The 26,893-nt window shown below is 33.2% G+C and carries 26 protein-coding genes; 6 read left to right on the top strand and 20 right to left on the bottom strand.

The features are described from left to right. Window positions 1-540: 540 nt before the first annotated feature. The 6 genes from B3792_RS05015 to B3792_RS05040 form a co-directional block, all read right to left on the bottom strand. Entirely contained in the window at window positions 541-1,761 is a 1,221-nt protein-coding gene (locus B3792_RS05015; RefSeq protein WP_291047661.1) for a bifunctional folylpolyglutamate synthase/dihydrofolate synthase, read from the bottom strand. A 100-nt stretch (window positions 1,762-1,861) separates the two neighbouring features. After that, the gene (gene nhaA, locus B3792_RS05020) at window positions 1,862-3,022 is read right to left on the bottom strand and encodes a Na+/H+ antiporter NhaA (protein ID WP_221854231.1); all 1,161 of its coding nucleotides are present in this window, start codon (window positions 3,020-3,022) and stop codon (window positions 1,862-1,864) included. Window positions 3,023-3,105: 83 nt separating this feature from the next. Next, on the bottom strand, window positions 3,106-4,320 hold the full coding sequence (locus B3792_RS05025; RefSeq protein ID WP_221854232.1) for a sterol desaturase family protein: 1,215 nt from the start codon (window positions 4,318-4,320) through the stop codon (window positions 3,106-3,108). 2 nt (window positions 4,321-4,322) lie between these two features. Further along, on the bottom strand, window positions 4,323-4,529 hold the full coding sequence (locus B3792_RS05030; RefSeq protein WP_291069032.1) for an alpha/beta fold hydrolase: 207 nt from the start codon (window positions 4,527-4,529) through the stop codon (window positions 4,323-4,325). Window positions 4,530-4,556: 27 nt separating this feature from the next. Then, window positions 4,557-5,036 (bottom strand): alpha/beta fold hydrolase, encoded by a 480-nt coding sequence (locus B3792_RS05035; RefSeq protein ID WP_291069034.1) that lies wholly within the window; start codon window positions 5,034-5,036, stop codon window positions 4,557-4,559. A gap of 71 nt (window positions 5,037-5,107) precedes the next feature. Beyond that, on the bottom strand, window positions 5,108-6,163 hold the full coding sequence (locus tag B3792_RS05040; protein ID WP_291069036.1) for an anhydro-N-acetylmuramic acid kinase: 1,056 nt from the start codon (window positions 6,161-6,163) through the stop codon (window positions 5,108-5,110). Between the two features lie 563 nt (window positions 6,164-6,726). On the opposite strand from B3792_RS05040, the gene glyA reads away from it, so the two are divergent. Beyond that, on the top strand, window positions 6,727-8,001 hold the full coding sequence (gene glyA / locus B3792_RS05045) for a serine hydroxymethyltransferase (RefSeq protein ID WP_135834919.1): 1,275 nt from the start codon (window positions 6,727-6,729) through the stop codon (window positions 7,999-8,001). Window positions 8,002-8,452: 451 nt separating this feature from the next. Here the strand turns inward: glyA and atpG are convergent, their stop codons facing one another. The 8 genes from atpG to B3792_RS05085 form a co-directional block, all read right to left on the bottom strand. Continuing rightward, a complete protein-coding gene (atpG, locus tag B3792_RS05050; RefSeq protein ID WP_291069038.1) occupies window positions 8,453-9,325 on the bottom strand; it encodes an ATP synthase F1 subunit gamma in 873 nt (290 codons plus the stop codon). Between the two features lie 71 nt (window positions 9,326-9,396). Next, a complete protein-coding gene (gene atpA, locus B3792_RS05055; protein ID WP_291061163.1) occupies window positions 9,397-10,971 on the bottom strand; it encodes a F0F1 ATP synthase subunit alpha in 1,575 nt (524 codons plus the stop codon). Window positions 10,972-10,982: 11 nt separating this feature from the next. Continuing rightward, the gene (gene atpH, locus B3792_RS05060) at window positions 10,983-11,543 is read right to left on the bottom strand and encodes an ATP synthase F1 subunit delta (RefSeq protein WP_291069040.1); all 561 of its coding nucleotides are present in this window, start codon (window positions 11,541-11,543) and stop codon (window positions 10,983-10,985) included. 2 nt (window positions 11,544-11,545) lie between these two features. Then, on the bottom strand, window positions 11,546-12,040 hold the full coding sequence (locus tag B3792_RS05065) for a F0F1 ATP synthase subunit B (RefSeq protein ID WP_038335122.1): 495 nt from the start codon (window positions 12,038-12,040) through the stop codon (window positions 11,546-11,548). A gap of 97 nt (window positions 12,041-12,137) precedes the next feature. Next, window positions 12,138-12,347: an ATP synthase F0 subunit C gene (gene atpE / locus B3792_RS05070; RefSeq protein ID WP_013598300.1), complete on the bottom strand. Its 210-nt coding sequence runs from the start codon at window positions 12,345-12,347 to the stop codon at window positions 12,138-12,140. A gap of 54 nt (window positions 12,348-12,401) precedes the next feature. Continuing rightward, window positions 12,402-13,535 (bottom strand): F0F1 ATP synthase subunit A, encoded by a 1,134-nt coding sequence (gene atpB, locus B3792_RS05075; RefSeq protein ID WP_291069042.1) that lies wholly within the window; start codon window positions 13,533-13,535, stop codon window positions 12,402-12,404. A gap of 78 nt (window positions 13,536-13,613) precedes the next feature. After that, complete coding sequence (locus tag B3792_RS05080) at window positions 13,614-13,994, bottom strand: hypothetical protein (protein WP_291069044.1); 381 nt, start codon at window positions 13,992-13,994, stop codon at window positions 13,614-13,616. A gap of 5 nt (window positions 13,995-13,999) precedes the next feature. Continuing rightward, on the bottom strand, window positions 14,000-14,215 hold the full coding sequence (locus tag B3792_RS05085) for an AtpZ/AtpI family protein (RefSeq protein ID WP_286496233.1): 216 nt from the start codon (window positions 14,213-14,215) through the stop codon (window positions 14,000-14,002). Window positions 14,216-14,247: 32 nt separating this feature from the next. Between B3792_RS05085 and dusB the strand changes: the two genes are divergently transcribed. Further along, entirely contained in the window at window positions 14,248-15,243 is a 996-nt protein-coding gene (gene dusB, locus B3792_RS05090; protein ID WP_286496232.1) for a tRNA dihydrouridine synthase DusB, read from the top strand. A gap of 77 nt (window positions 15,244-15,320) precedes the next feature. Here dusB and B3792_RS05095 read toward each other — a convergent pair whose 3' ends face one another. From B3792_RS05095 to folE, 6 genes are all read right to left on the bottom strand, one after another. Further along, window positions 15,321-15,617, bottom strand: a complete 297-nt coding sequence (locus B3792_RS05095) for a hypothetical protein (protein WP_221854236.1) — start codon at window positions 15,615-15,617, stop codon at window positions 15,321-15,323. Window positions 15,618-15,700: 83 nt separating this feature from the next. Further along, entirely contained in the window at window positions 15,701-16,762 is a 1,062-nt protein-coding gene (locus B3792_RS05100) for a DUF2891 domain-containing protein (RefSeq protein ID WP_291047645.1), read from the bottom strand. Window positions 16,763-16,783: 21 nt separating this feature from the next. Beyond that, on the bottom strand, window positions 16,784-17,818 hold the full coding sequence (locus tag B3792_RS05105; RefSeq protein ID WP_291047643.1) for an alpha/beta hydrolase: 1,035 nt from the start codon (window positions 17,816-17,818) through the stop codon (window positions 16,784-16,786). A gap of 109 nt (window positions 17,819-17,927) precedes the next feature. Next, window positions 17,928-19,856, bottom strand: a complete 1,929-nt coding sequence (locus tag B3792_RS05110; RefSeq protein WP_291069046.1) for a putative porin — start codon at window positions 19,854-19,856, stop codon at window positions 17,928-17,930. A 95-nt stretch (window positions 19,857-19,951) separates the two neighbouring features. After that, a complete protein-coding gene (gene cysS / locus B3792_RS05115; protein ID WP_291047639.1) occupies window positions 19,952-21,424 on the bottom strand; it encodes a cysteine--tRNA ligase in 1,473 nt (490 codons plus the stop codon). 17 nt (window positions 21,425-21,441) lie between these two features. After that, window positions 21,442-22,119 (bottom strand): GTP cyclohydrolase I FolE, encoded by a 678-nt coding sequence (gene folE, locus B3792_RS05120; RefSeq protein ID WP_114997904.1) that lies wholly within the window; start codon window positions 22,117-22,119, stop codon window positions 21,442-21,444. 139 nt (window positions 22,120-22,258) lie between these two features. Here folE and hutH point away from each other — a divergent pair, with 139 nt between their 5' ends. The 4 genes from hutH to B3792_RS05140 all read left to right on the top strand — a co-directional run bounded on the left by hutH (window position 22,259) and on the right by B3792_RS05140 (window position 26,820). Further along, the gene (gene hutH, locus B3792_RS05125; RefSeq protein ID WP_291069049.1) at window positions 22,259-23,767 is read left to right on the top strand and encodes a histidine ammonia-lyase; all 1,509 of its coding nucleotides are present in this window, start codon (window positions 22,259-22,261) and stop codon (window positions 23,765-23,767) included. A 188-nt stretch (window positions 23,768-23,955) separates the two neighbouring features. Next, complete coding sequence (locus B3792_RS05130; RefSeq protein ID WP_291069051.1) at window positions 23,956-24,330, top strand: DUF2809 domain-containing protein; 375 nt, start codon at window positions 23,956-23,958, stop codon at window positions 24,328-24,330. An 88-nt stretch (window positions 24,331-24,418) separates the two neighbouring features. Continuing rightward, on the top strand, window positions 24,419-26,398 hold the full coding sequence (locus B3792_RS05135; RefSeq protein ID WP_291069053.1) for a urocanate hydratase: 1,980 nt from the start codon (window positions 24,419-24,421) through the stop codon (window positions 26,396-26,398). Further along, complete coding sequence (locus tag B3792_RS05140) at window positions 26,398-26,820, top strand: hypothetical protein (protein WP_291069055.1); 423 nt, start codon at window positions 26,398-26,400, stop codon at window positions 26,818-26,820. The genes B3792_RS05135 and B3792_RS05140 overlap by 1 nt, the downstream gene beginning before the upstream one ends. Window positions 26,821-26,893 lie beyond the last annotated feature (73 nt).

Raw genomic sequence — 26,893 nt, forward strand, 5'->3', positions numbered from 1 at the left:
AAATTTATTTTTAAATAATTTTTGTCGCTACTAAGTCCTTATGTCAACTACATTACTACTCGTCTTTCGTATTGCGGTTGCAAATATACGCCTGCATTATTCGTTTTTCCAAACCAATTTTACTTTTATTTTACATTCTTTCCTTAAGTCGCTGGTACAATGGAAAATATTTTTTGTTTTTTTTAGATATGAGAAGTGAGATACGAGGTTTTTGACGAGAAAAACCCGTTTTTAACGCAGAAAATGATTAGACGTTTTGCTTTTCTTACCAAAAAGAAAAGAAAAACGGATACTTTATAGTTAACTACTCGGGAGATTGTCGCAAAGCGAGAATGGATTATTCAATATAGTTAATATATAATAGATGCAATGTTGAAACAAGTTTAGTATGACATCATAATTAAGTTTCTATAAAGAAGCTCTTTTATAAAATAGGAGTGACAGAACTAAAAAAGGAGAACTTCATGTTCTCCTTTTTTAGTTGATAGTAATTATTGTTATCGTTGTTATGCTAATCAATCTTTTATTTATACTCTAGAATTAAATAACCCCAGCTACAACAAAAGTGCTACCCCCAACGTAAATCATGTCATTTTCTGTTGCATTTAATTTTGCAGCAATTAATGCCTTTTCTACTGTATCAAAAAAGTGTTTATCGGTAATATCTTCTGGAATTATTTTATACAAGTCGTCAATATCATATTTTCGAGGAACATCTGGTTGACAGAAATAATAGGTTGCTTTTTTTGGAAAAAAATTTAAAATAGATAAAACATCTTTATCATTCACAAATCCTAAAACCAAATGCAATTGATTATAAGCTTGCTCATTTATTTGTTTTGAAACTTCTGCTAAACCATGTGGATTATGCGCAGTATCAGCAACAATTAATGGATGTTGTCCTAAAATATCCCAACGTCCACGCAAATTTGTATTCTTTACAACATTCAATAAGCCATTCGCAATATTTTCAGGGGAGATCGCCCAATTTTGTTTTTGCAATTGCTCAATAGCGGTTAAAACAGTACGTTTATTTTTAATTTGATAAGATCCTTTCAAATCTGAAGGCAAATCTTGAAAATGTTTTTCTTCTGCAAAAATGATTTCTGCATTTCTATCTTTCGCTACTTGTTCAAAAACTGATTTTGTCTCTGCTGTTGTTTCACCAATTACAATCGCTGTGTTTGGTTTTATGATACCAGCTTTTTCAAAAGCAATTTTATCCAACGTATCACCCAAAAATTGTGTATGATCCAAACCTATATTCGTAATAACAGAAAGTTCTGGTAAAATAATATTCGTGGAATCTAATCGTCCGCCCAAACCTGTTTCTATAATCGCGATATCTACTTTTTGTTGTGCAAAATATTCAAAAGCCATCGCAATTGCAATTTCGAAAAAAGACGCTTTTTGATCTATAATTTTTTGTTCGTGCTTATTTACAAAATCAATCACAAATTCTTCATCAGCCATTGCTCCATTTACACGAATTCGTTCGCGAAAATCTTTGAGATGTGGAGAAGTTGTTAAACCTGTTTTGTACCCCGCTTCCTGAAAAATAGAAGCCAACATATGAGACGTACTTCCTTTACCATTTGTTCCTGCAATATGAACAGTTTTAAATTTAGTTTGAGGATTTCCCATATATTCGCATAAAGCTGTAATATTTGTTAAATCTGCTTTCATTGCTGATGCTCCAACACGTTGAAACATTGGTAAATTTGTAAACAACCAATCGATTGTTTCTTGATACGTTCTCATTTATTCAAAAATTTTACACGAAGTTACGGAATCATCTTCAAAAAAAAATCGAATTTCTCCGAAGAAAAATTCGATTCCATTATTTATGTATTGGCTATTCTTAATCTGAATAATCTTGTTTTGTTGTTAATAATATTTTTAAAACAATAAATCCAACGATAGCAGCTGTTAACGAAGCAACTAAAATCATTAACTTTGCTTCATTTATATAGCTTGGATCTTTGAAAGCTAACATCGAAACAAAAATGGACATTGTAAATCCAATTCCTCCTAAAATTCCGACACCAAAAACTCGTTTGAAATTGACCGCCGTAGGTAATTCACATAGACCAAATTTTACTGCAATCCAAGTGAATAATGTAATTCCGACTGGTTTTCCTACAACTAGTCCTAAGAAAATTCCCGAAGCTAATGGAATACTAAAATGCGCTAATCCTCCACCATCAATCGTAATTGCTGTATTTGCTAAGGCAAACAAAGGCAAAATAATAAATGCGACTGGTAAATGTAAAGCGTGTTCCATTTTAGCTGATAAAGATTTCGAGTCAATTTTATCGAAAGGAATTGTAAATGCAACCAAAACCCCTGCAATTGTAGCATGAATACCCGAATGTAACATAAACCACCATACAGCAATCCCTCCAATAATATAAGGAATCATTGATTTTACTTTTAATTTATTTAAAGCGAAAAGACCTAATAAAATGGCAATTGCAATTCCGAATTGTGTAAAATCTAAAGGTAATTCTGGATTTGGATAAAACAATGCAATCACGACAATTGCTCCTAAATCATCAATTACAGCTAAAGCCGTTAAAAATACCTTAAGCGACATTGGCACACGTTTCCCAAGCATTGTAATAATTGCCACAGCAAACGCAATATCAGTCGCCATAGGAATTCCAAAACCATGTATGGTATCCGTTCCTTTGTTTGTTAAAAAGAATATAAATGCCGGAACTAACATTCCTCCCAAAGCTGCAAAAACAGGTAAAATTGCTTTTTTTGTATTAGACAATTCTCCTATAAAAATTTCGCGTTTGAGTTCTAAACCAATTAAGAAAAAGAAAATCGCCATTAAACCATCATTGATCCAATGCGCAAAAGAATGCCCAAACATATCTGTCATCCAAATAGAATCATAGGATTCTGCAATTGGAGAATTGGCTAAAATTAAAGATAAAGCTGTACAAAAAATAAGGACAATACCGCCCGAAGTTTGGCTATGAAAAAATTGGTTAAAAAGTTTAGAAACAATCATTTTATTTTTTTTAATTTGGTAAAAATAATGAACTCGTTTTTAACCGCCTAATCTAAACGAAACAATAAGACCTAAATTATCATTTATATAATCTTTAAAATACTTTTTTGATACCAATTGCTAAAATTAAACATCTTTTCGATGATAAAAACAAATATGAAAGGTAAAATCAGCAAGAAATAATTATGAGATTGAATGATAAAAAAACTACAAAACACTAAAAATCTAATATGTTCTAAATACGGTACCCATCTTTTTTGTTCTAATTGTGCACCAATATTTATTAATGTAATCAAGACAAATACAACGAAGAAACCTTTGGTTAAATTATCAAATTGATCAAAGTAATATGTTAGAATACTCATCGCAAAAAACGATAAAATCAATTGTAAATTAATATAACCTTTGTATTTGAAATGATAACTATTCACTTTATTCTTAGACATCCATTTCTTTTCAATAATTGGTCTTATTTCCTGATCCATAACCGCTGGACTACCAAAATATATTGTCAATTTTTCTTTAATAGATGATTTTCTTCGAGCAGCCTCGTACAACTCTAAATAATAATGAAAATGTTGCCACAAAAAACTGTAACTATTGATAGGATGAGTTAATCCATATTTGGGTTTTTCTTCTTCTTTCTGAAAAGTACCAAATAATTTGTCCCAAAAAACAAATACATCTCCATAATTTTTGTCCAAATATTTTTCGTCAGAAGCATGATGAACACCATGAAGAGAAGGCGTTATAAAAATATATTCGAGCCATTTTTGTTTCTCCAAAATCTGCGTATGTGTAAAAAAAGAATACACGCCATGAACCACCAAAATCGTCATTACTAAATTTGGATGAAAACCAATAAAAGGCAAAATACACCAGAATACATTGCGAACAATTGCTTGTAAAGTCGTTATACGTGCCGCAACCGTGAAATTAAATTCTTCGGATTGATGATGCACAATATGGGCTCCCCAAAAAATATTGACTTCATGTCCCAAACGATGATACCAATACCAGACAAAATCTGTCGCTAGAAGCATCACAACCCAAATCCACCAAGCATTTGAAATATCTAATAGACGATAACTTTCGTAAATCCAAACATACAAATTGTAAAAACTTGCCGTAATAAAAAGATTCAATAATCGTTCTGCAATTCCTATTGAAATATTAGAAACTGAACTTTCATATTTATAGATATTCTTTAATTTCTTCTTTTTAACAACTACATATTCAAGCCATAAAAAAAGAAAAAAAGCTGGTAAAGCAAAAGCTAAATACTCGGGATGATTCATTTTTAAGCACTTAAAAATTGATTAATATGTTGATTAAAAAGTATCGGCTGCTCCATCATCGGCACATGACCACAATGATCGATATAAGCTAATTTTGCATTAGGTAAATGTGCAAAAAACTCTTCAGCAACATCTGGCGGTGTCACAATATCTTGTTTTCCCCAAACTAACAAAACTGGCTGATCTATTTTATGTAAAAGATGTTTCAAATTTTGTCGCTTTGCATCTCGCGCAATTTAAATTATAGTCAAAGCTTTTGTAGGCGTATTAGCGGTCGAAAAAACATCATCTACCAATTCTTTTGTAACAACATTTTTTGTTTCAAAAACTTCTTCTACCTTATTTTTGATATACTCATAATCTCGCACACGTACAAAAGAAGCTTGTAAATTGTTTTCAAATAAACCAGAACTTCCTGCTAAAATCAATTTATCAACCAAATTTGGATGTGCCAACGCATACAGCAATACAACATGACCGCCCAAAGAATTTCCAATTAATATTGGATTTTCAATTTTATTAGATTGAATATAATTTTCTAGAAATTGAACTAAATTTTGAAGTGAATTTCTTTTGAAATGTGTAGAAAATAAAGGAAATGTTGGCGTATAAACATTATAATTTATTTCAATATTCTTGATAATATTTCCCCAATTACTAAGGCTTCCAAATAAGCCATGAAGTAAAATAACATCTTTATTTTTCGAATATTTCATATCGCATTTATTCTTGGTTATCGAATAAATGTAAATAAAATATTTTTTAAACTCTATTATTTAGATAGACTTTATAAGTGATATATAATTCCAGACGAATGGTCTTTGCTCGCTCCTGTTACAGATGCCAAACAATTTATTTCGTTATAAACACGACGATAACCAAGGAATGCAAATATTAAGGCTTCTTTAAAATCGATTAAATTATCAGTTGGAATAATGATTTCAACAGTTGATAATTCTCCTAAACGATTGATAAAAAATGTATTTCGAACTCCTCCTCCAGTTATCAACACGTTGTTGATATCATATAAAGCAAAGGTATTTTTAATTTGAATTACGAAATGCTCCACACAACTTCTCAGCTTATCTTCGATAGAAATATCGTACTTATCAACAATTGTTAAAAACTCATTCATAACCCATTCAAAACCTAATGATTTTGGGAAAGGTTGATGATAAAAATTCAAAAGATTCAATTCTTCAACTAATGCGATATTAATATGTCCTTGTTCTGCTCGTTCTCCATTTTTATCAAAATCAAAACCGAGTTGTTTTGCATAATGATTCAAGACAATATTAATTGGGCAGATATCAAATGCAATACGTTTTCCATTTCTATTCATCGAAATGTTAGAAAAACCTCCAAGGTTTAAACATGCATCATAGTTAGAAAATAATAATTCGTCCCCAATCGGAACCAAAGGCGCTCCTTGTCCTCCTAAAATAACGTCTTGTGTTCTGAAATCGCACACCACTTTTTGTTGACAACGCGACGCAATTGCTAAACCATTTCCTATTTGCAAAGTGAATGATTTCTGCGGTTGATGAAAAATAGTTTGCCCGTGAGATGCAACAAAATCTACTTTTCTAATCTTATTTTTATGAATAAATTCTTTTACTTGTTCTCCAAGAAAATAACCATACTCTACATCTAGTTGGCATAAATCCATTGCCGAATATTGAAAAGCTTCTGTTAGTTTTGTTCGCCAATCGGATGAATAATCTATAGTTTCGGCATGTAAAATTTCGAAATGTTGGTTACCATCAAATCGTACATAGCAAATATCCAAACCATCTAACGAAGTTCCAGACATTAAACCAATGCAAAAAGTAGGGTTTTTCATGCTGTAAATTTAATGAGAGAAATTGATAGTTGGTTGGTTTAGAAATTAGAAATTTTAAATATCTAAGAAACCATCTTTCATTTTTTCCTTGAAGAAAAAACGAAACAAAAAAATCAAGACCTCAATAAATCGGCTGAAAATGATTCATTCTACGCGAAAAGATTTAAAAACCTATCGGTTAAATCTTTTTTATCGCTTCGAATTTCTTCATTTTTTTAACGCCTTTTTATTGAAAGGTCATTTGAAATTCCTTTGAATAAGTAAATTAGTTTTCAATTATTAATAAGGTATGATTCTGAAAAAAGTATAAATATTATTACTCAAAACTTAGAACTTATTACTCACAACTCGAGATGCGTTAGGGATAGTAGTGGAAATCCTTTGCGTGAAACAAAGCGATAGCGAAGTTACAAAGTAAAGATTGCAACGGATAGCCCGCCCGAAGGGAACGCCCAAATGATAGGAAAAATTGTTTTGATAATTCTTAGGTTATTGCGAATATATCAGTTAGAAATTCTAATGATAAAAGCTTATATTTGAAACACAATTAATACAAACAAAACATGGCACAAGATGTAATCTTCGATTTGATTGAAGAAGAAAAAGAAAGACAATTGAATGGAATTGAATTAATCGCGTCAGAAAACTTTGTTTCGGACAACGTAATGCGCGCGATGGGTTCTGTTTTAACAAATAAATATGCAGAAGGTTACCCTGGAAAGCGCTACTACGGTGGTTGCGAAGTTGTGGACGAAGTGGAAACTATTGCAATTGATCGTTTGAAAGCGTTGTTTAATGCGGAGTATGCAAACGTGCAACCTCACTCAGGTTCTCAGGCAAATGCGGCTGTTTACTTAGCGTGTTTGAAACCAGGAGACAAGATCTTAGGATTCGATTTATCGCACGGAGGTCACTTAACACACGGTTCTCCTGTTAACTTTTCTGGGTTAACTTACCAAACTTCTTTCTATGGAGTGGATAAAGAGACGGGGAGAATTGACTACGAAGCTATGGCAGAAACTGCTCGTAAAGAAAAGCCTCAAATGATAATTTGTGGTGCTTCGGCTTACTCAAGAGACATAGATTATGCTAAATTTCGTGAGGTAGCTGATGAAGTTGGTGCTTTGTTATTGGCTGATATCTCGCATCCTGCTGGGTTAATCGCCCGCGGAATCTTAAACGATCCTATGCCTCATTGTCATATTGTAACGACGACAACTCACAAGACTTTACGTGGTCCTCGTGGTGGAGTTATTATGATGGGGAAAGATTTTGAGAACCCTTGGGGAGCAAAAACTCCTAAAGGTGAAGTAAAAATGATGTCTCAAATCTTGAACGGAGCAGTATTCCCTGGTACACAAGGTGGTCCTTTGGAGCATGTAATCGCATCTAAAGCTGTTGCTTTTGAAGAGGCGTTATCTGACGGTTATATGGACTATATTGTACAAGTTGTGAAGAATGCGAAAGCTTTGGCTGCGGCATTAGTTGCAAAAGGATACGACATTGTTTCTGGAGGTACAGATAATCACTGTATGTTGATCGACTTACGTAACAAAGGTATTTCTGGGAAACAAGCAGAAAACGCTTTAGTTTTGGCAGAAATCACTTGTAACAAAAACATGGTTCCTTTCGATGATAAATCTCCTTTCGTTACATCGGGGATTCGTTTGGGTACGGCAGCTGTAACAACTCGTGGGTTGGTTGAAGCAGATATGCAAACTGTTGCTGACTTGATTGACGAAGTATTAATGAATATTGATAACGAAGAAATCATTGATGGAGTTGCAGATCGTGTAAATGAGTTTATGTCTTCTCGCCCATTATTTCAAATGAAATAAGTAGAAACTAAGTTTCGATTATAACAATAGAAAAGTCCTGAGCATTGCTTAGGACTTTTTGTTTGATATAAAACGTCGAGACGTTTTAATTAAAACCTCCTTAGGTTTTAGGTAAAATCACTTGATATTTTTATTGAAATGTCTTGAGGAAATAATTTATTTCATTCTAACTTATAATAAGATTGAACTAATAAGAATTCTAATTAGATATATGATTACAAAAATTATCATCCTGAATAAAGTAATAACTAAGTAGAAGTATTTCTTCAATAATATGTTAAAGACTAATTATTCAAAAGTGTTTTATAGATTTTTATTCTGAATGATAAATACAATTGTTAGAATCTATTAAAAGTTTTATTACTTCTTTATAATCTAAAGTAAACATTATAAAAAAAGCAACTTCGAGATGAAGTTGCTTTTCTATTTAAAATAATATAAGTCTTTGTTCTTACGCATTCAATGCTTCTGCACCACCAACGATCTCTAAGATCTCGTTTGTAATAGCAGCTTGACGAGCTTTGTTGTATTGAATTTTCAATCCTTTTTGTAATTCGCTTGCGTTGTCTGTTGCTTTATGCATTGCAGTCATACGTGCACCATGTTCAGAAGCGTTAGCATCTAATACGGCTTTGAATAATTGCGTTTTCAACGTTTGAGGGATCAAGTCTCTTAAAATTTCTTCTTTCGAAGGGTTGAAGATATAATCTAACTCTGCTGAATTGTTTGCTTCTTCTTCAGTTTTCTCTAAAACGACTGGTAAAAATTGTTCGTCTTGTACAATTTGAACAGCTGCATTTTGAAATTGATTGTAGATAATTCTGATTTGATCAAAGTCACCTACAGTAAATTTCTCTACTAAATCGTCTGCAATTTCAGCCACATCTGCAAAATTTAAATTATCCCAAATGCTTGATGCATTTTTATAGATAGTTTGTGTTTTACTAAAAGTATCATTAGCTTTTTTACCAATTGCTAAAATCTCTACGTGTTTACTTGCTAATTCGCCAGCTAATAACGCATTTACTTTTTTGATGATGCTTGAGTTGTATCCTCCACATAAACCTCTATTCGAGTTAATAACGACTAAAAGTACTTTATTAACTTCGCGCTCTTCTGTTAATGCACCTCCTACTTCAGCTTCTAAAGTAGAACTTACATTTTGTAAAAGTTCACGTAATTTATCTGCATAAGGACGTAACTGTACGATAGAATCTGTAGCACGTTTTAGTTTTGCAGCAGAAACTAATTTCATAGCACTTGTAATCTGCATTGTAGAACCTACAGAAGTAATACGGTTACGTATATCTTTTAAATTTGGCATAATTCTATTTAAGATGAAGGATTAAAAGGAACTTAGAGATTCAGAAACCTCTAAGTTTCATTTATATTTTATTAGTATTTAGAAGTAGTTTCTGTGATAACTTTCTTCAATACATCCATAATTTCATCAGTCCATTTACCTAAACGGATAGATGTTAAAGTGTCTGCATATTTGTTGCGCATTAACTCAACAAAGTCACCTTGCCACTCTTTCACTTGGTTAACTGGAACGTTTTTCAACATACCATTAGTACCCGCATAAATAACTGCTACTTGTTCTTCAACTGGAATTGGAGCGTTAACACCTTGTTTTAATAACTCAACGTTACGTTCACCTTTACCAATTACGTTCATTGTAGCTGCATCTAAATCAGAACCAAATTTTGCGAAAGCTTCTAACTCACGATATTGTGCTTGGTCTAATTTTAATGTACCAGATACTTTTTTCATTGGTTTTGTTTGTGCAGAACCACCAACACGAGATACAGAGATACCTACGTTGATTGCTGGACGAACACCTGAGTTGAATAAATCAGACTCTAAGAAGATTTGTCCATCTGTAATCGAAATTACATTTGTTGGGATATATGCAGAAACATCACCAGCTTGAGTTTCGATAATTGGTAAAGCAGTTAAAGAACCACCACCTTTTACGATACCTTTCATAGATTCTGGTAAATCATTCATTTGAGATGCGATTGCATCATCTTTGATTACTTTTGCAGCACGCTCTAATAAACGAGAGTGTAAGTAGAAAACGTCTCCAGGATATGCTTCACGTCCTGGTGGGCGACGTAATAATAAAGACACCTCACGGTATGCAACGGCTTGTTTAGATAAATCATCATAAACAATTAACGCTGGACGACCAGAGTCACGGAAGTACTCTCCGATTGCAGCACCTGCCATTGGAGCATATACTTGCATTGGAGCAGGATCAGATGCATTAGCAGCAACTACTACTGTATATTTATCTGCACCGTGGTCTTGTAATGTTTTCATGATACCTGCTACTGTAGAACCTTTTTGTCCTACTGCAACATAGATACAGAAAACTGTTTCTCCTCTATCGTAAAACTCTTTTTGATTTAAGATTGCATCTAAAGCAACAGAAGTTTTACCTGTTTGACGGTCACCAATGATTAACTCACGTTGTCCACGTCCAATTGGAATCATCGAGTCAATAGAAACGATACCTGTTTGTAATGGTTCGTTTACTGGTTGACGATAGATAACCCCAGGAGCTTTACGCTCGATAGGCATTTCATATAATTGTCCTTCGATTGGTCCTTTACCATCGATAGGATTTCCTAACATATCTACAACACGTCCTAACATTCCTTCACCTACGTTAATAGATGCAATTTTGTTTGTACGTTTTACAGTGTCACCTTCTTTAATACCTTTTGAAGGTCCGAAAAGTACAATACCTACGTTGTCTTCTTCAAGGTTTTGTACCATTCCTTCTAACCCGTTTGAGAATTCTACTAATTCTCCGTATTGAGCATTATCTAACCCGTAAACACGAGCAATACCATCCCCAACAGTTAGAACGGTTCCTACTTCTGCTAATTCAACTGATGAATCAAAGCTTGTAAGTTGTTGTTTTAATATAGCTGAAACTTCAGCTGGATTTATTTCTGGCATTTCTGAAATATTTAAAATTTAGGAATGTATTCGTTTTTCGAAAAATCTTTTTTTAATGTAGCTAACTTAGTTTTGATTGACGAATCAACTTGATTGTTTCCAATTTTAAAAACGAAACCTCCAATTAAAGATGCATCAATTTTGTTCTCTACTTTTACTTGACTATTTGCAGCTAAAGTTTGTTTCGCTTTTGCTACAATATTATCAATTGTATTTTGATCTAATTGCACTGCCGAAGTAATTTCTGCTGTTACAATATTATTTGCTAAATCGTATAATGAAATAAACTGATCTGCAATTTTAGACAAAATATTTTCTCTACCATGTCTTACGACTAACGAAATGAATGTTTGAGAAGTTTTTGATAAAGATTTGAAAATCTCACTCAATACAGCTTCTTTTTTCTTTGCATCAATCACCGGAGAATTTAAGAAAACTCTTAAATCATCATTCTCTTTAATGACTTTGCGAACATCATTCATTTCAGCATACACTACATCTGTTTGGCTTGCTCCATTCGCAAACTCCATCAAACCTTTAGCATATCTATGTGCTGCTCTGAATCCTGCCATGATTAATTGAATTTAACTTGATCTATAACATCATTCACTAAAGCTTCTTGTGCCGATTTGTCTGACAATTCTTTAGTTAAGATTTTTTCAGCAATTTCAATTGACAACTGCCCAACTTGATTTTTGATATCAGCCATCGCTGATGCCTTTTCATTTTGGATAGCTGACTTAGCATTTTCAATTAATTTGTTTGCTTCTACAGTTGCAGAATTTTTTGCCTCGTTGATGATATTTTCTTTCATTTCACGCGCTTCTTTTAAGATAGCATCACGTTCAGCACGAGCTTCTTTCATGATTTTCTCGTTTTGAGCGTTTAATAAAGCCATCTCTTCTTTCGCTTTTTTAGCTGCGTTTAATGCATCCTCGATAGATTGTTCTCTTTCTTTAACTGCAGATAAAATTGGTTTCCAAGCTAATGATCTTAACAATACTAATAAGATGATAAATACGACCGCAGTCCAAAAAATAAGACCAACTGAAGGTGTAATTAAATCCATTGTGTGTATGTATTAAATTTTATTTTTTACTAATTAATTTTTTAATGAATTAGCTTCAACAACCAACCGTTATTGAAGCTAATTTTTAATTCAAATATTATCCGTTACCTAATAACGCAACTACGATACCGAATAAACCTGCACCCTCGATTAAGGCTGCTGCGATAATCATAGCTGTTTGAATTTTTGAAGCCGCTTCTGGTTGTCTAGCGATTCCTTCCATAGCTGATCCACCGATTTTACCGATACCTAAACCAACTCCTAAAACTGCTAAACCAGCTCCGATTGCTGCAATACTTCCTGTCATGATAATTGTATTTAATTATTAAAAAATTATTTTATTGTTTTTTATATTCTATTCTTAATGGTGATCGTGGTCTGCTACTGCTGTTCCGATAAATAACGAAACTAACATTGTGAATACGAACGCTTGTAGTGCGGCTACTAATAACTCTAAACAGTAGATAAATAACGCTAATGGAATAGATCCACCTGCCATAGCTTCTGTTTGGAAAATAAAGATTAACGAAATTAACGACATAATAATAATGTGACCTGCTGTAATGTTCGCAAATAAACGAATCATTAAGGCGAAAGGTTTTGTAATAATTCCGATTAACTCAATTGGAGCTAAGATTAATTTTACTGGAACCGGTACACCTGGCATCCATAACATATGTCCCCAGTAACCTTTGTTTCCTGAGAAATTAATTACGATTAATGCGATTAATGCTAATACAAATGTAACTGCGATATTACCTGTAACGTTAGCTGCACCTGGTAACAATCCTAATAAATTGTTGATCCAAATGAAGAAAAATAACGTTAATAAATAAGGCATAAATTTCGCGTATTTTTTCTCACCAATATTTGGAATCGCTACTTCATCACGAACAAAAAGAATAATTGGTTCGATAAATCCTGCGATACCTTTTGGTACCATATTTCCTTTTTTGTAGTTAGATGCAACTGCAGAGAAAACTAAGATTAAAATCACGAAAGAGATTAACATTGATGTTACGTTTTTCGTAATAGAAAAATCTAATGGTTTTTCATTCTCTAAATGAATAGCTCCTTTTTCGTCTACGTGAGGTTTAATTGTACCCTGCGCATCTGTTTTGTAGATTTTTTCGTGGTAGTTGATGTAGTAATTTCCGTTACTTTCAACAACCGCTTCATTGTGGTGAAATTTAGAAGACATAAAAACTTGTAAACCATTATCCCATAAAATAACAGGTAATGCAACTCCTACACTTTTTTCTCCTTCTCCCCATAAATGCCAATCGTGTGCATCTGCAATGTGATGCATGATACCTGGCACTGGGTTAAATGTAGATTCGCCAGATTTCACTTTAGCAGCTTCCTCTTGACTTTTTACTTGCTCACTTTTAATTAACTCCTCAAACGTTTTTGGAAGACTTTCGTGCGGAACCGCTGTAGAGGCAAATCCGAAATTGAAAAGTAATAAAAACGCTAATAACGCTGAAAATTTCATGTATAATTCCTTTGTTTCTAAATTGCGTGCAAAATTATAGTAAATTAACCACTTACCAAAGTCAAATGCTAAAAATCATTAAACTTTTTTTAACTTTAAATTAATTAAGCGAATAAACACTAAAACTTCGGCTAGCAAAATTACAAAATAACTTATAATTAATTGCACAACATTTGATTTAATTTGTTCATTCACAACAATCAATGCTAATACAATTGCCATCTTCGCAATCATCCCTCCCATAAAGGCAAAACCAACATATTCTGGAAATTTTATCTTCACAAAACAACCAACTTGCAAAATCATTAATGTAATTAATCCAATTATTAAATACATTTTTGGAACAATTAGCGGATTTTCGCTAAAATTATAATGCGCAACAATTGCGTAATGAATACCACAAAAAATTGCAACCATTGCAATAAAAAAAAGTGCTAAAAGAATAAATTTCTTAATCATTAAAATTATTTTTTTGGTAATTGCTTCAACATCAAATATAATCCTGCAAAAACTCCCAGCAAAGATAAGCCAGCCGTCCATAATGGCTTCTCTGTTTCCATTTTTTTATCCAAAAAAGTTCCTAACCAAGCAAATAACGCAATCGTTACCGCCATCTGTATTCCCATCGCAGAAAATTTTAAATATTGATTTACACCTTCGGACTTTCGTTCTTCTTTCATAAGTTTTATGTAATTTTGCAAAAAATTATTTCGTGGTAAAGATAGGAAACATAGAATTACCAGACTTCCCTTTATTGCTTGCACCAATGGAAGATGTGAGTGATCCGCCATTTCGTCGCCTATGCAAAATGCATGGTGCAGACTTGATGTATACAGAGTTTATTTCATCTGAAGGATTGATTCGTGATGCAATAAAAAGTCGTCAAAAATTAGATATTTTTGATTACGAACGTCCTATTGGTATTCAGATTTTTGGTGGAGATGAAGAAGCCATGGCGATGTCAGCTAAAATTGTCGAGACTGTTCAGCCTGATATTGTTGATATTAACTTTGGATGTCCTGTAAAAAAAGTGGTTTGTAAAGGCGCTGGAGCTGGTGTATTAAAAGATATAGATTTGATGGTACGTTTAACAAAATCTGTTGTTGAAAGTACACATTTACCAGTTACTGTTAAAACGCGTTTGGGTTGGGATTCTGATTCGATTAACATTTATGAAGTTGCAGAACGTTTGCAAGAAACAGGTATCAAAGCCTTGTCAATTCACGGACGTACGCGTACGCAGATGTATAAAGGACAAGCAAATTGGGAACCGATTGCAAAGGTAAAATCGAATCCGAATATTGAGATTCCAATTTTTGGAAATGGAGATATTGATTCGCCACAAAAAGCGATCGAATACAAAGAAAAATACGGTGTTGATGGTGTGATGATTGGTCGTGCGGCGATTGGTTATCCTTGGATTTTCGAGCAAATTAAACATTATCGAGAAACAGGAGAATTGTTACCAGAACCAACAATTGTAGAACGAATGGAAGCGGCTAAAAATCACTTAAATTGGGCGATTGATTGGAAAGGTGAACGTACAGGAATTTTGGAAACACGTATGCATTATACCAATTATTTCAAAGGAATTCCAAATTTTAAACCTTATCGCACAAAGTTAGTTACACAAGATAATTTAGTTGATTTGGAAGCTACTTTCAAAGAAATTGAAGAAGAATTTATTCCAACATTAGAAGAAATTTAATCGTTAGAAATAATTCATCTCTATAAAAAAATCCACCAATTACTTGGTGGATTTTTCATTTAAACTTGAGACTATAATTAATTACAATTATCTACAAGCAACACTTCTTCTGGATTCAGCGTATCATATTTCATCAATACAACTTCGTCCACGTCTGCTCTAGATCGTAAAGTAACTTCATAAACTTCATCATTCACAGGATATTGTATAGTTGCTTTCGGACGTTTAAATGTTCCGCTAGTTTCCACAACAACACCTTCTACGCATTTCCCTGTTTTAGCCAATTGATCTTCTAATTGACTTTTCGAATATTGACTAAATCCGAATGCTGCAAGACCTAAAACTGCAATGACGATATAAAAATATTTTTTCATAGAATTAAAATTTAATGTTTCGTATAGTTTTGTTTGAAACAAATTTAGATTCAATTCTATCGTTATAAAATCCCTATTATTAGCTAATTTTTAGTTTCACGTTTGGTTTTCAGCGCATAAAGTGCAAAAGTTCCCAACCAATGACTTCCCATATAATCATCATTTGAAATATTATTGAACGAATAATTGAAGTGATGATTTGCCCAATCATTCAAATAATTTAACTCTGGTAATTTTGCAGAAATTTGATACAAAGCCGTTGCACGACTAAAATTCAAACCATCCAAATGAACCAATTGCCCATCCGTACGATCCGAAACAATTCCAGGTTTTAGCTCATGTTTTTTATCAAACAATTGTGGTAAAAATGATTTCAACCATTTTTTATATTCATCATGCGGATGAATTTTAGACATCAACAAAGCCTCTTCCAAACAAGCCGAAAGAAAATCTGATCCACTTGGTTCGAAAGCAATATTGCAACTTTTATCTTTTAAATAAAGACGATTTGCATTATCGGTAATCACTTTTTCGAATGTTTTATCATTCACAGAACGTGCATAATCGATCGCTAAGCTCAAACCAAAAGCTGTGTTATCATGCGTACCTGTACGAATTGGATAAACTAATTTCGGCAAATATTCTTTGTATCGAATAATAATCAAATCACTCAAAGGTTTCAGATTTTTTGCCCAAACTTGCGCATCTTTATCTTGCCAATTATTTAATTCCATTTGCAATTGTAACAACCAAGCCCAACCGTATGTACGTTCGAAATTCTTGTTATTTTTATCATTGAAAAAGGCCATTTCAACCGCAACATTTTCTGCTGTAATCAATTGATTTAACTCATTTCTAACCTGATTATTCTGATCCAATTCAGGAAAATCTTTCATCAATTTCACAATCGACCAAAATCCATGCACAGACGAATGCCAATCAAAACATCCATAAAAAATTGGACGCAATTGCTTTGGCGTTTTCAAATCCTGATCACTTCCCAAAACATTTCCTAGTTTATTCGGATACTCAGTCTTGATACAATGCGTTGGTAATTCAAATATTTTTTTGGCTTGATCTAATTGTAATTCTTGCGCAAATGCAGTTGTCGTTAGTAAAGTTGTTAAATAGAGTAATTTTTTCATCAAAATGTTTTTACCAAATTACTAATTTTTATTCGAGTCCAGGAATTTTTTCAATTCTTCTTTTGTTTGTAAACTTTCAGGAAAATTTTTCAGATTTTGTTCAAAAAACTGTTTTGCTAAATCCGTTTTCTTTTGTTTTACCAGATAATTTGCAACATTGTTGATATACGTTTCTGTTGGTTGAAAAGAATAATTCAACTTTCTAGAAATCGATTCAAACGAATCTTTTACCAAATTTGGTTGATTCGGAATCTCTTTAATATTCACACGATAACCATCAAACTGCCAACGTAAATAATCAATCGAGCCAATCATCGGAACCGAACCATGTTCTTCGTCAACATATTGTTTGTAATGATAATTCAACGATTTATTCTTCGAAAATTTCAAACGTTCGTCCACCTTTTTTATGCTTTGATAATGATCGCGTAAATGATTTGTATTTTGACCTTCTCCGACTTGCGTAATCATCAAAAATCGATTCTCGAAAGAATGATTTTCTAAGTTTTGATAAAGATTCAATAATTCTTTGTCATTAAACCAAATACTTGGATCGTGCGCAACATATCCATTGAAAGTTTTGGGGTGATTGTACAAGGTTTTCAACGCAAAATAGCCACCCAAAGAATGTCCAATTAACAAACGAAAATCATTCACACGATAATTTTTCTGCATAAAAGGAAACAATTCAGTTTGAATAAAATTGAGGAAATTAACATCATTCACATGTGTAAAATCTTTTGTTCGATCACCATTTTTATTTGTAATTCCAACAATAATCGATTCGGGCATTTCCGGATAAAAACCAGATTGAAATTTAGAAACTACGCCTGTTAAAAATGTAAAATTAGATTCGGCATCTAACACATAAATCACTGGATAATTTACTTTTTGAAGTTTATTATTGGTATACGACTCGGGAAGATTCACCCAAATTTCTCGTTCAGTATTTAAGATTTTAGAATTTATTTTTTGGATTTCACCAATTGTTAATTTCTCTTGCGAAAAACCGATTTGCGAGAAAATCAAACAAAATAAAAGTAGGAATTTTTTCATGTATAAAATTTTCCTAAAATTAACTATTTAGAATCATTCTACACAAATAATTTTGGACAGAAAAAACGACCTCATCAAGAAGTCGTTTTTCTATATAATTTGTCTTTTTTTAACTAAAAATATTCCATTTCAAGCCAAGTTGAAATTTGAAATCTCGGTACGGAACATTTGGCGCTGCAAAATAATCAGGTTCTTTTGTCAACGACGCATTGATATGCTCACCACGAATGTAAAAACGCATATTACGAACCTTGAAATTGATAAAAACATCCAAAATAGGATAACCACCAATCTCTTGTATACTTGCTGGATCTTGCAATGCAAATTCGTTCAAAATTGGGATGTAACGCAAACCATTGTATTTCGTAAAATATGTTGCATTAATACCAGCTTGTAATTGAGCATTCTTGTTGAATAATTCTCCTTGCCAATACAATGTTTCACGAATTAAGAAATCTGGCAAAGGCATATATTCTTCGTTTTTCGTTACTTTTTGATATTGCGCTGTCGAAACCAAATTAATCTTTCCGAAACGTAAATGATTTTCACCTTTTATCTTGAAATAATTAATATTATCCGTCAATTGTTTATAAACCAACAATTCGTTTAAATATACTTTATTGTCAATATTATAAATTGAGGCTTCTAAGGTTGTATTAACTTTATCTAACTTTAACTTTGCAAAAATATTTTGAACATTTTCTGTTTCAAATTTATTAACGTAATTAAAATTATTAAAGAAACTTTGATTGTAAACTGCATTCAACGAAGGAAGTTTTGACTGAATAACCGCTCCAGCACTCAATGTATAACCTTCTTTCGGCGTCACATCTAAAACCGCATCTACATTGTAAACACTTTTGTAATTATCAGATTGCAGATATTCAACATTTCCGTAAAGTTTCAATTTTTCATTCCAATCAAAATCCACTTTTCCAACAACTCCAAAAAGATTTTCCTCTATTTGCTTTGGAACTGCAACAATCGTCATGGCTTGATCAGCAAAAACGCGCAAATTCTGGAATTTAACACCAGCCTCTATCTTCACACGATCTGTCCACTGAAAACCAGCAGTTGTCGTATTGGATAAATCTGTAAAACTCTTTTTACTTCTATAATCCATTCCTGTAATAATCGGTGTAGAATATAAAGTTCCGTTTGGTGACGTATCCTCGTAGCGATATTTTTGTTTTTCATACGAAAATTTATTCTTCAATTCAATTGGATTATAAAAAGTCGAATCTTTTTCATTCATTTTTTTTAAGATTCCGTACGAAGCATTCAATTCAATTCGACGTGCATCAAATTCAGATTTTGCTGTCTGCGAATTCACGGGAATATTACGAACATTTGTCATTCTGCGATCATCTTGCAAAATAAAATCGTTGATATCTTCTATTCCACCGTTCTCATTATTTTTCAGATTTTGTGCTGCATAGTTCCACCACAATTTGAAACGTTCCGATTTTGTTTTATAATTTGATGAAAAAACAAAGGTATTATTCTGCGCTTTTTCATGACGATAACGACCTTCAGAAATTAATCCACGATAATGAAACGTATAATTGAATTGCTTGTTGAAATTATGCGAAAATGTTGAAGACAAAAAGTTACCTTCTTTAACACCATTCTCGTAAATAAACTCGGTATATGGCGTTTTGACATCATAATATTTGATATCATTTGCATAATAATAATTGTATTTTTTACCAGTTGGTAACATCGACGGATTGAATGGCGTATTTTGATACTCCAAATCCACCACTACACCACCAACATTCGGAAAAAATAATTTTCCGAACGCATCATTGCGAATAAAATTTTGATTATAATAGTTTTTGATACTTAATGTCGTATCCAAAACCTCTGGTTTTCTGCCATTTGTCCAAAACTTATAATCGTCTATTTTGGTTTTATAATATGTAACCGAATCATTTGTTGATGATCCTTTTAATGGTTTTAAAACTTTTATTGAATCCTCCTGAGCTTGCGCTACAACAGCTCCTAATAAAAATAAACCAATGATTGTTTTTTTCATCCTGTTGAATAAATCCTTACAAAAGTAATCTAAAATTGAGAGATACAAAAAAACCCACTTATTTCTAAGTGGGTTAAATATTTTATAAATCTTTCTTAAAAAGTGAAAGTTGTTCCGTCAGCGCCGTCTTTTAGTTGGATACCTAATGCACTTAATTCATCACGAATTTGATCTGATAATGCCCAATTTTTATCTACACGTGCCTGATTACGCATTTCGATTAGCATTTTTACAACACCATCTAATTTATCTGAACTTTCGTTTGCAGCTTCTGTATCCAAACCTAAAACATCATGAACAAAACCATTCATAATTGCTTTTAAACGTTCTAAATCTTCTGCTATAATATTCTCGAAACTATCTTTGATTGAATTAATCATTTTCACTGCATCAAATAAATGTGCGATCAATATCGGCGTATTGAAATCATCATCCATTGCGGTATATAATTTCGTTTCTAATTCATCAATATTAACGGTAGAAGTTTTCTTTGGTGTAATTGTTTCTAGTGTTTTTAATGCTTCAACCAAACGATTATATCCTTTTTCTGAAGCTAACATTGCATCATTCGAAATATCTAAAACACTACGATAATGCGCTTGTAAGAAACAAAAACGTACAACAGCTGGATGAAATGGTTTTTCGAAGAAATCATTTTCACCATTCACTAATTGCATTGGCAAAATGTAATTCCCTGTCGATTTACTCATACGCTGACCATTCATAGTCAACATATTTGCATGCATCCAATATTTTACTGGTTCGTGACCGTTAGAACCTTTTGCTTGCGCAATTTCGCATTCGTGGTGAGGGAATTTAAGATCCATTCCTCCTCCATGAATATCGAAATAATCGCCAAGATATTTTGTACTCATCACTGTACATTCTAAGTGCCAACCAGGGAAACCATCTCCCCAAGGCGAAGCCCAACGCATAATGTGAGCAGGCGAAGCATTTTTCCAAAGTGCAAAATCAACTGGATTTTTCTTCTCTCCTTGCCCGTCTAAATCTCTTGTATTATTGATTAATTCTTCGATGTTACGGTTACTCAATTCACCATAATCAAGTCCTTTTTTGTTGTAAGCTTCTACATCAAAATAAACTGATCCGTTTACTTCATAAGCAAATCCTAAATCAATTAATTTCTCCGCTAAAGCAATTTGTTCTAAAATATGTCCCGTTGCTGTAGGCTCGATTGTTGGAGGAAGTAAATTAAATTTTTCTAAAACTTTATGAAAATCGACCGTATATTTCTGTACGATTTCCATTGGTTCTAATTTCTCTAATTTAGATTGCTTTACAAAACGATCATTTTCTACATTTCCATCATCTGTTAAATGCCCAGCATCCGTAATATTACGAACATAACGAACTTTGTAACCCAAAAATTTTAGGTAACGATAAATCATATCAAATGACATAAACGTACGCACATTCCCAAGATGCACATTACTGTAAACGGTAGGTCCACAAACATACATTCCAACATTATCTTGATTAATTGGTTCGAACGTTTCTTTCTGTCCCGTTAAGGAATTATGTAATTTTAATTGATTTTCTTTTACCATTTTATAGGATTTATATTTTAAACATTGAAAGTAGTTTTCATTCCGATGTACGAAATAAACTCTTTTCTTAATTGCTCGTTATCTTTAAATGCTCCACCATATTCGGCAGTAACTGTACTTGATTCGATGTCTTTGATTCCGCGCGAATTTACACACAAATGTTTCGCATCAATAATACATGCTACATCGTCTGTACCTAACGCTTCTTGCATTGCTTTCACAATTTGCATTGTCAAACGCTCTTGTACTTGCGGACGTTTTGCATAATATTCTACAATACGATTCATTTTAGACAATCCGATTACTTTCCCTTTCGAGATGTAACCAACATGTGCACGTCCAACGATTGGTAAAAAGTGATGCTCGCAAGTCGAATAAACCACGATATCCTTTTCAACCAACATTTGATTGTAGTTATATTTATTTTCGAAAGTTGACATTCCAGGCTTACGCTCTGGCAATAAACCACCAAAAATCTCTTTTACGAACATTTTCGCAACACGTTTTGGCGTTCCTTTCAAACTATCATCTGTTAAATCTAAGCCTAAAGTTTCCATGATGTTACGGAAATCCGCTTCTATCTTTTCCACTTTTTCTTCAGCAGACAACTCAAATGCATCAGCTCTCAAAGGCGTTTCTAAGTTTGCTGAAATATGGTCGTCCCCCATTTCGTCATGAAGATGTTTATCACACATTACATAAAAATTTTAGCAAATTTATAAAAGATAGTGTTATAAAACCTTATCAAATCTCAATTTATTACATCTGAAATGATTTCTATCTTTTATCAAATCAATGAAAAGATTATCTTTGAAGTATCACAAATTCGAAAAAATGATCAAGAAAACTTACGGTATCGATTTTCTTTCGTTCGAGGATTACAAAGGAATCAAAGAAGGAAACATCGAAATTGAACTTAATGAAGCGAGTAAACAACAAATCTTAAAATCGCAACAAAACGTTGCTAAAATAGTTGCTTCTGGTCAAACAGTTTATGGAATTAACACTGGTTTTGGACCACTTTGCGACACTAAAATCTCGGAAGAAGAAACGCGTCAACTTCAACATAATTTATTAATCAGTCATGCGGTTGGTGTTGGAAATCCAATCAAGAAAGAAATTTCTAAAACCATGTTAATTGCAAAAGCACATGCTTTATCAAAAGGATATTCTGGTGTGACTTTAGATGTTGTGGAACGAATTTTACTAATGGTCGAAAAAGATATTATTCCGGTCGTTCCTGAAAAAGGATCTGTTGGAGCATCTGGAGATTTAGCGCCATTATCACATTTATTTTTACCATTGATTGGTGAAGGAAAAGTTTGGGATGGCAATACAATTGTTTCAACAAAAGAAGCGTTAGCCAAACACAATTTACAACCTTTACATCTTTCTGCGAAAGAAGGTTTAGGATTAATTAATGGAACGCAATTCATTTTATCTCATGCGTTAAATGGCTTAGAAAAATTCGAATATTTACTGAATTTAGCTGACGTTGCGGGTGCTTTATCACTGGAAGCATACGAAGGTTCGCCTCGTCCATTCGAAGAAGAATTACACCAAGTTCGTCCATTCAAAGGAACTTTATTGGTTGCAGAACGTATGCGAAATTTATTGAAAGGTTCTGAAATCGCTTTCTCTCACGCAGAATGTGGTCGTGTACAAGATCCATATTCATTGCGTTGTATGCCTCAAGTTCATGGTGCATCACGAAATGCATTTTTCCATTTACAAGAATTAGCTGAAATTGAATTAAATTCTGTTACTGATAATCCAATCGTAGTATCAGATGAAGAAGCTATTTCTGGCGGAAATTTCCACGGACAACCATTAGCAATGGTCTTAGATTATGCGACAGTTGCCGCTTCTGAATTAGGAAATATTTCGGATCGTCGTCAATATTTATTAATCGAAGGGAAATACGGGTTACCAAAATTATTAACAGAAAGTTCTGGTTTAAATTCTGGCTTTATGATTCCACAATATACTTCGGCTGCATTATGTACGGAGAACAAAACCTTATGTTTCCCTGCTTCTGCCGATAGTATTCCGACTTCATTAGGACAAGAAGATCACGTTTCGATGGGAAGTATTTCGGGACGAAAATTCAATCAAGTCTTAGACAATGTGGAACGTATTTTAGCTATTGAGCTGATGTATGCTTGCCAAGGTTTAGAATTTAGACGACCAAAGCAAACAAGTCCTTACTTAGAGCAAGTTTTTGCTGCTGTTCGCTCGGTATGTCCAAAATTAGAAGACGATCGTTTGATTGGAGATGATATCAATAATATTATCGATTTGTTGCAAACAGATGATTTCCAAGATTTGATTATGAAGTTTTGATTGTATTGATGAAATAAATTACGTCAGTTCGAGTAGAAATCTCTGATTTCTGTATCGAAAACTTAGATGTAATACTAATTCGTCCTACTTCTCGATACAATTTTCTCTTGCTACGCAACGAAAATCACTCGAAGTGACGAAAAATTAAAGAAAACATTCAATATAAAAATATCAACCATCAATAAAATATGTTTCGATTCCATATCAAATCCTTTATCATCGCCTTAATCATTTTTATTTTAGAAGTGCTTATTGCTTTATATGTACACGATGCCATTATCCGACCTTACGTTGGTGATATTTTAGTCGTGATTTTTATTTACTATTTTATCAAAGCATTTATCAACACAAAAGCGATTAACATTGCAATTTTTACGTTGATATTTTCTTTTGTAGTTGAAATTTTACAATATTTCAATTTTATAGAAATGATTGTTTTAGGACATAACAAAGCAGTTCGAATAATCATCGGAACTTCTTTTTCGTGGATTGATTTGCTTTGCTATTTCATTGGATTTGTTCTATTATTTTTGATTGATAAAGATTTGATGAAAGAAATGTAATTTGAACGAGATTCCTCAACAAGCTCAGAATAACAACAAAAAATCGTAAAACTTATAACGTTCAACGCAAAACATAAAATACAAAAAAATGACTTTTCATGAACAAATAAAACAAGGTATTCCTTCTGTTTTACCTCAAAAAAAAGACAGAAATCCTAACGTAAGTCACGCGCCAAAGCGAAAAGAAATTTTATCGGAAGATGAAAAGAAATTAGCCTTAAAAAATGCGTTACGTTATTTCGAACCAAAAGATCATGCAGAATTAATTCCAGAATTTAAACAAGAATTAGAAGATTTCGGACGAATTTATATGTATCGTTTGATGCCTGATTACAAAATTTTTGCTCGCCCAATTACAGATTATCCAGGAAATTCGGAACAAGCAAAAGCCATTCAATTAATGATTCAAAATAACTTGGATCATGCAGTTGCACAACATCCAGAAGAATTAATCACCTATGGAGGAAATGGAGCTGTTTTCCAGAACTGGGCACAATATCTTTTAACAATGAAATATTTGTCGGAAATGACCGACGAACAAACTTTGGTGATGTATTCAGGTCATCCGATGGGTTTATTTCCTTCGCACAAAAATGCACCTCGTGTAGTGGTAACAAATGGAATGGTGATTCCGAATTATTCGAAACCGGATGATTGGGAAAAAATGAATGCCTTAGGGGTTTCACAATACGGACAAATGACAGCCGGAAGTTATATGTACATTGGCCCGCAAGGAATTGTTCACGGAACAACGATTACTGTTATGAATGGTTGTCGTAAAATCGATTCGAACGGAACAGCTGGTAAGTTATTTGTAACCGCTGGTTTAGGTGGAATGTCGGGTGCACAACCAAAAGCTGGAAATATTGCAGGCGTGATTTCGGTAACAGCTGAAGTAAATCCTGCAGCGACTTGGAAACGCCATGAACAAGGTTGGGTCGATGAAGTGATTTCGGATTTGGATGAATTAGTCACTCGTGTTCGAAAAGCGAAAGAAGACAAAGAAGTTGTTTCGATTGCTTACGATGGAAATATTGTTGAGGTTTGGGAAAAATTTGACCAAGAGAATCTCTACATCGATTTAGGTTCAGATCAAACTTCATTACATAATCCTTGGGCAGGAGGATATTATCCAGTTGGATTATCCTTTGAAGAAGCCAATGAAATGATGGCGAATAATCCAGAATTATTCAAACAGAAAGTACAAGAATCGTTACGTCGTCATGCAGCAGCTGTGAATAAACATACCGCAAAGGGAACGTATTTCTTTGATTACGGGAACGCATTCTTATTGGAAGCTTCTCGTGCCGGTGCTGATGTGATGGCAGAAAACGGCATCGATTTCAAATATCCGTCGTATGTCCAAGATATTATGGGACCAATGTGTTTCGATTATGGATTTGGACCTTTCCGTTGGGTTTGTACGTCGGGGAAACCTGAAGATTTACAAAAGACAGACGAAATTGCTTGCCAAGTTTTAGAAGAAATCATGCTGCATTCTCCACAAGAAATTCAGCAACAAATGCAGGATAATATCACGTGGATTAAAGGAGCGCAACAAAATAAATTGGTGGTTGGATCACAAGCTCGTATTTTATATGCGGATGCCGAAGGTCGAATCAAGATTGCGAAAGCATTCAACGATGCAATTGCAAAAGGTGAAATTGGACCTGTGGTTTTAGGTCGTGATCATCACGATGTTTCGGGAACAGATTCGCCTTTCCGTGAAACATCTAATATTTATGATGGATCAAAATTCACAGCCGATATGGCGATTCATAATGTCATTGGCGACAGTTTCCGAGGTGCAACTTGGGTTTCTATTCACAACGGCGGCGGCGTTGGTTGGGGCGAAGTAATCAATGGTGGATTCGGTATGTTATTGGATGGATCTTCTGATGCTGAACAACGCTTGAAATCAATGTTGCATTGGGATGTGAATAACGGAATTGCTCGTCGCTCTTGGGCTAGAAACGAAGAAGCTATTTTTGCAATTAAACGTGCCATGGAAGAAGAACCTTTATTAAAGGTGACTTTACCGAATATAGTAAATGAAGAGTTATTATAGTGAAATCAATTCTAAAATATTTAGTTGACAACAAAGAAAATATTATTCAATGGTTGGTGTTAATAGGTTTTTTTATAATGATGCTTTTAATCAGTTTATATAATACAAACCATGCTAAAACCTCTATGAAAAATAAAAGAAAATATAACGTTGGTATTCTATCAAGATCAAGTAAATCAAAGTCTGGTAGCTATATTCATTATATTTACACATATAAAGGTAAAACATATGAAGGTCAAGTATCTGGTCGTTTAGATCCTGACAAAATAGGTGAAAGAAGATTAATTATTTTTAGTCCAGAAACAAATGAAAAATTTTTACTTCCGTATGTTATTAATGATTGTATTAATGACCCCTATAATGGATGGGATAAAATTCCCTACAATATTAGTGAGAAAGATATTTTAAAATATTTAAACTAAAAACCCACCTCTATTGAGGTGGGTTTTTAGTTTTGAAAACAATCCTGAAACAAGTTCCTTTAGATTTGAAAAT

This window comes from Empedobacter sp. UBA5924 (assembly GCF_002431085.1).
GTDB classification, from domain to species: domain Bacteria; phylum Bacteroidota; class Bacteroidia; order Flavobacteriales; family Weeksellaceae; genus Empedobacter; species Empedobacter falsenii_B.

What these genes read in the sequence shown, in the direction of transcription:
- B3792_RS05015 (WP_291047661.1), bottom strand. Translation starts at nt 1,761, where the DNA reads ATGAGAACGTATCAAGAAACAATCGATTGGTTGTTTACAAATTTACCA.
- nhaA (WP_221854231.1), bottom strand. Translation starts at nt 3,022, where the DNA reads ATGATTGTTTCTAAACTTTTTAACCAATTTTTTCATAGCCAAACTTCG.
- B3792_RS05025 (WP_221854232.1), bottom strand. Translation starts at nt 4,320, where the DNA reads ATGAATCATCCCGAGTATTTAGCTTTTGCTTTACCAGCTTTTTTTCTT.
- B3792_RS05035 (WP_291069034.1), bottom strand. Translation starts at nt 5,036, where the DNA reads ATGAAATATTCGAAAAATAAAGATGTTATTTTACTTCATGGCTTATTT.
- B3792_RS05040 (WP_291069036.1), bottom strand. Translation starts at nt 6,163, where the DNA reads ATGAAAAACCCTACTTTTTGCATTGGTTTAATGTCTGGAACTTCGTTA.
- glyA (WP_135834919.1), top strand. Translation starts at nt 6,727, where the DNA reads ATGGCACAAGATGTAATCTTCGATTTGATTGAAGAAGAAAAAGAAAGA.
- atpG (WP_291069038.1), bottom strand. Translation starts at nt 9,325, where the DNA reads ATGCCAAATTTAAAAGATATACGTAACCGTATTACTTCTGTAGGTTCT.
- atpA (WP_291061163.1), bottom strand. Translation starts at nt 10,971, where the DNA reads ATGCCAGAAATAAATCCAGCTGAAGTTTCAGCTATATTAAAACAACAA.
- atpH (WP_291069040.1), bottom strand. Translation starts at nt 11,543, where the DNA reads ATGGCAGGATTCAGAGCAGCACATAGATATGCTAAAGGTTTGATGGAG.
- B3792_RS05065 (WP_038335122.1), bottom strand. Translation starts at nt 12,040, where the DNA reads ATGGATTTAATTACACCTTCAGTTGGTCTTATTTTTTGGACTGCGGTC.
- atpE (WP_013598300.1), bottom strand. Translation starts at nt 12,347, where the DNA reads ATGACAGGAAGTATTGCAGCAATCGGAGCTGGTTTAGCAGTTTTAGGA.
- atpB (WP_291069042.1), bottom strand. Translation starts at nt 13,535, where the DNA reads ATGAAATTTTCAGCGTTATTAGCGTTTTTATTACTTTTCAATTTCGGA.
- B3792_RS05080 (WP_291069044.1), bottom strand. Translation starts at nt 13,994, where the DNA reads ATGATTAAGAAATTTATTCTTTTAGCACTTTTTTTTATTGCAATGGTT.
- B3792_RS05085 (WP_286496233.1), bottom strand. Translation starts at nt 14,215, where the DNA reads ATGAAAGAAGAACGAAAGTCCGAAGGTGTAAATCAATATTTAAAATTT.
- B3792_RS05095 (WP_221854236.1), bottom strand. Translation starts at nt 15,617, where the DNA reads ATGAAAAAATATTTTTATATCGTCATTGCAGTTTTAGGTCTTGCAGCA.
- B3792_RS05100 (WP_291047645.1), bottom strand. Translation starts at nt 16,762, where the DNA reads ATGAAAAAATTACTCTATTTAACAACTTTACTAACGACAACTGCATTT.
- B3792_RS05105 (WP_291047643.1), bottom strand. Translation starts at nt 17,818, where the DNA reads ATGAAAAAATTCCTACTTTTATTTTGTTTGATTTTCTCGCAAATCGGT.
- B3792_RS05110 (WP_291069046.1), bottom strand. Translation starts at nt 19,856, where the DNA reads ATGAAAAAAACAATCATTGGTTTATTTTTATTAGGAGCTGTTGTAGCG.
- cysS (WP_291047639.1), bottom strand. Translation starts at nt 21,424, where the DNA reads ATGGTAAAAGAAAATCAATTAAAATTACATAATTCCTTAACGGGACAG.
- folE (WP_114997904.1), bottom strand. Translation starts at nt 22,119, where the DNA reads ATGTGTGATAAACATCTTCATGACGAAATGGGGGACGACCATATTTCA.
- hutH (WP_291069049.1), top strand. Translation starts at nt 22,259, where the DNA reads ATGATCAAGAAAACTTACGGTATCGATTTTCTTTCGTTCGAGGATTAC.
- B3792_RS05130 (WP_291069051.1), top strand. Translation starts at nt 23,956, where the DNA reads ATGTTTCGATTCCATATCAAATCCTTTATCATCGCCTTAATCATTTTT.
- B3792_RS05135 (WP_291069053.1), top strand. Translation starts at nt 24,419, where the DNA reads ATGACTTTTCATGAACAAATAAAACAAGGTATTCCTTCTGTTTTACCT.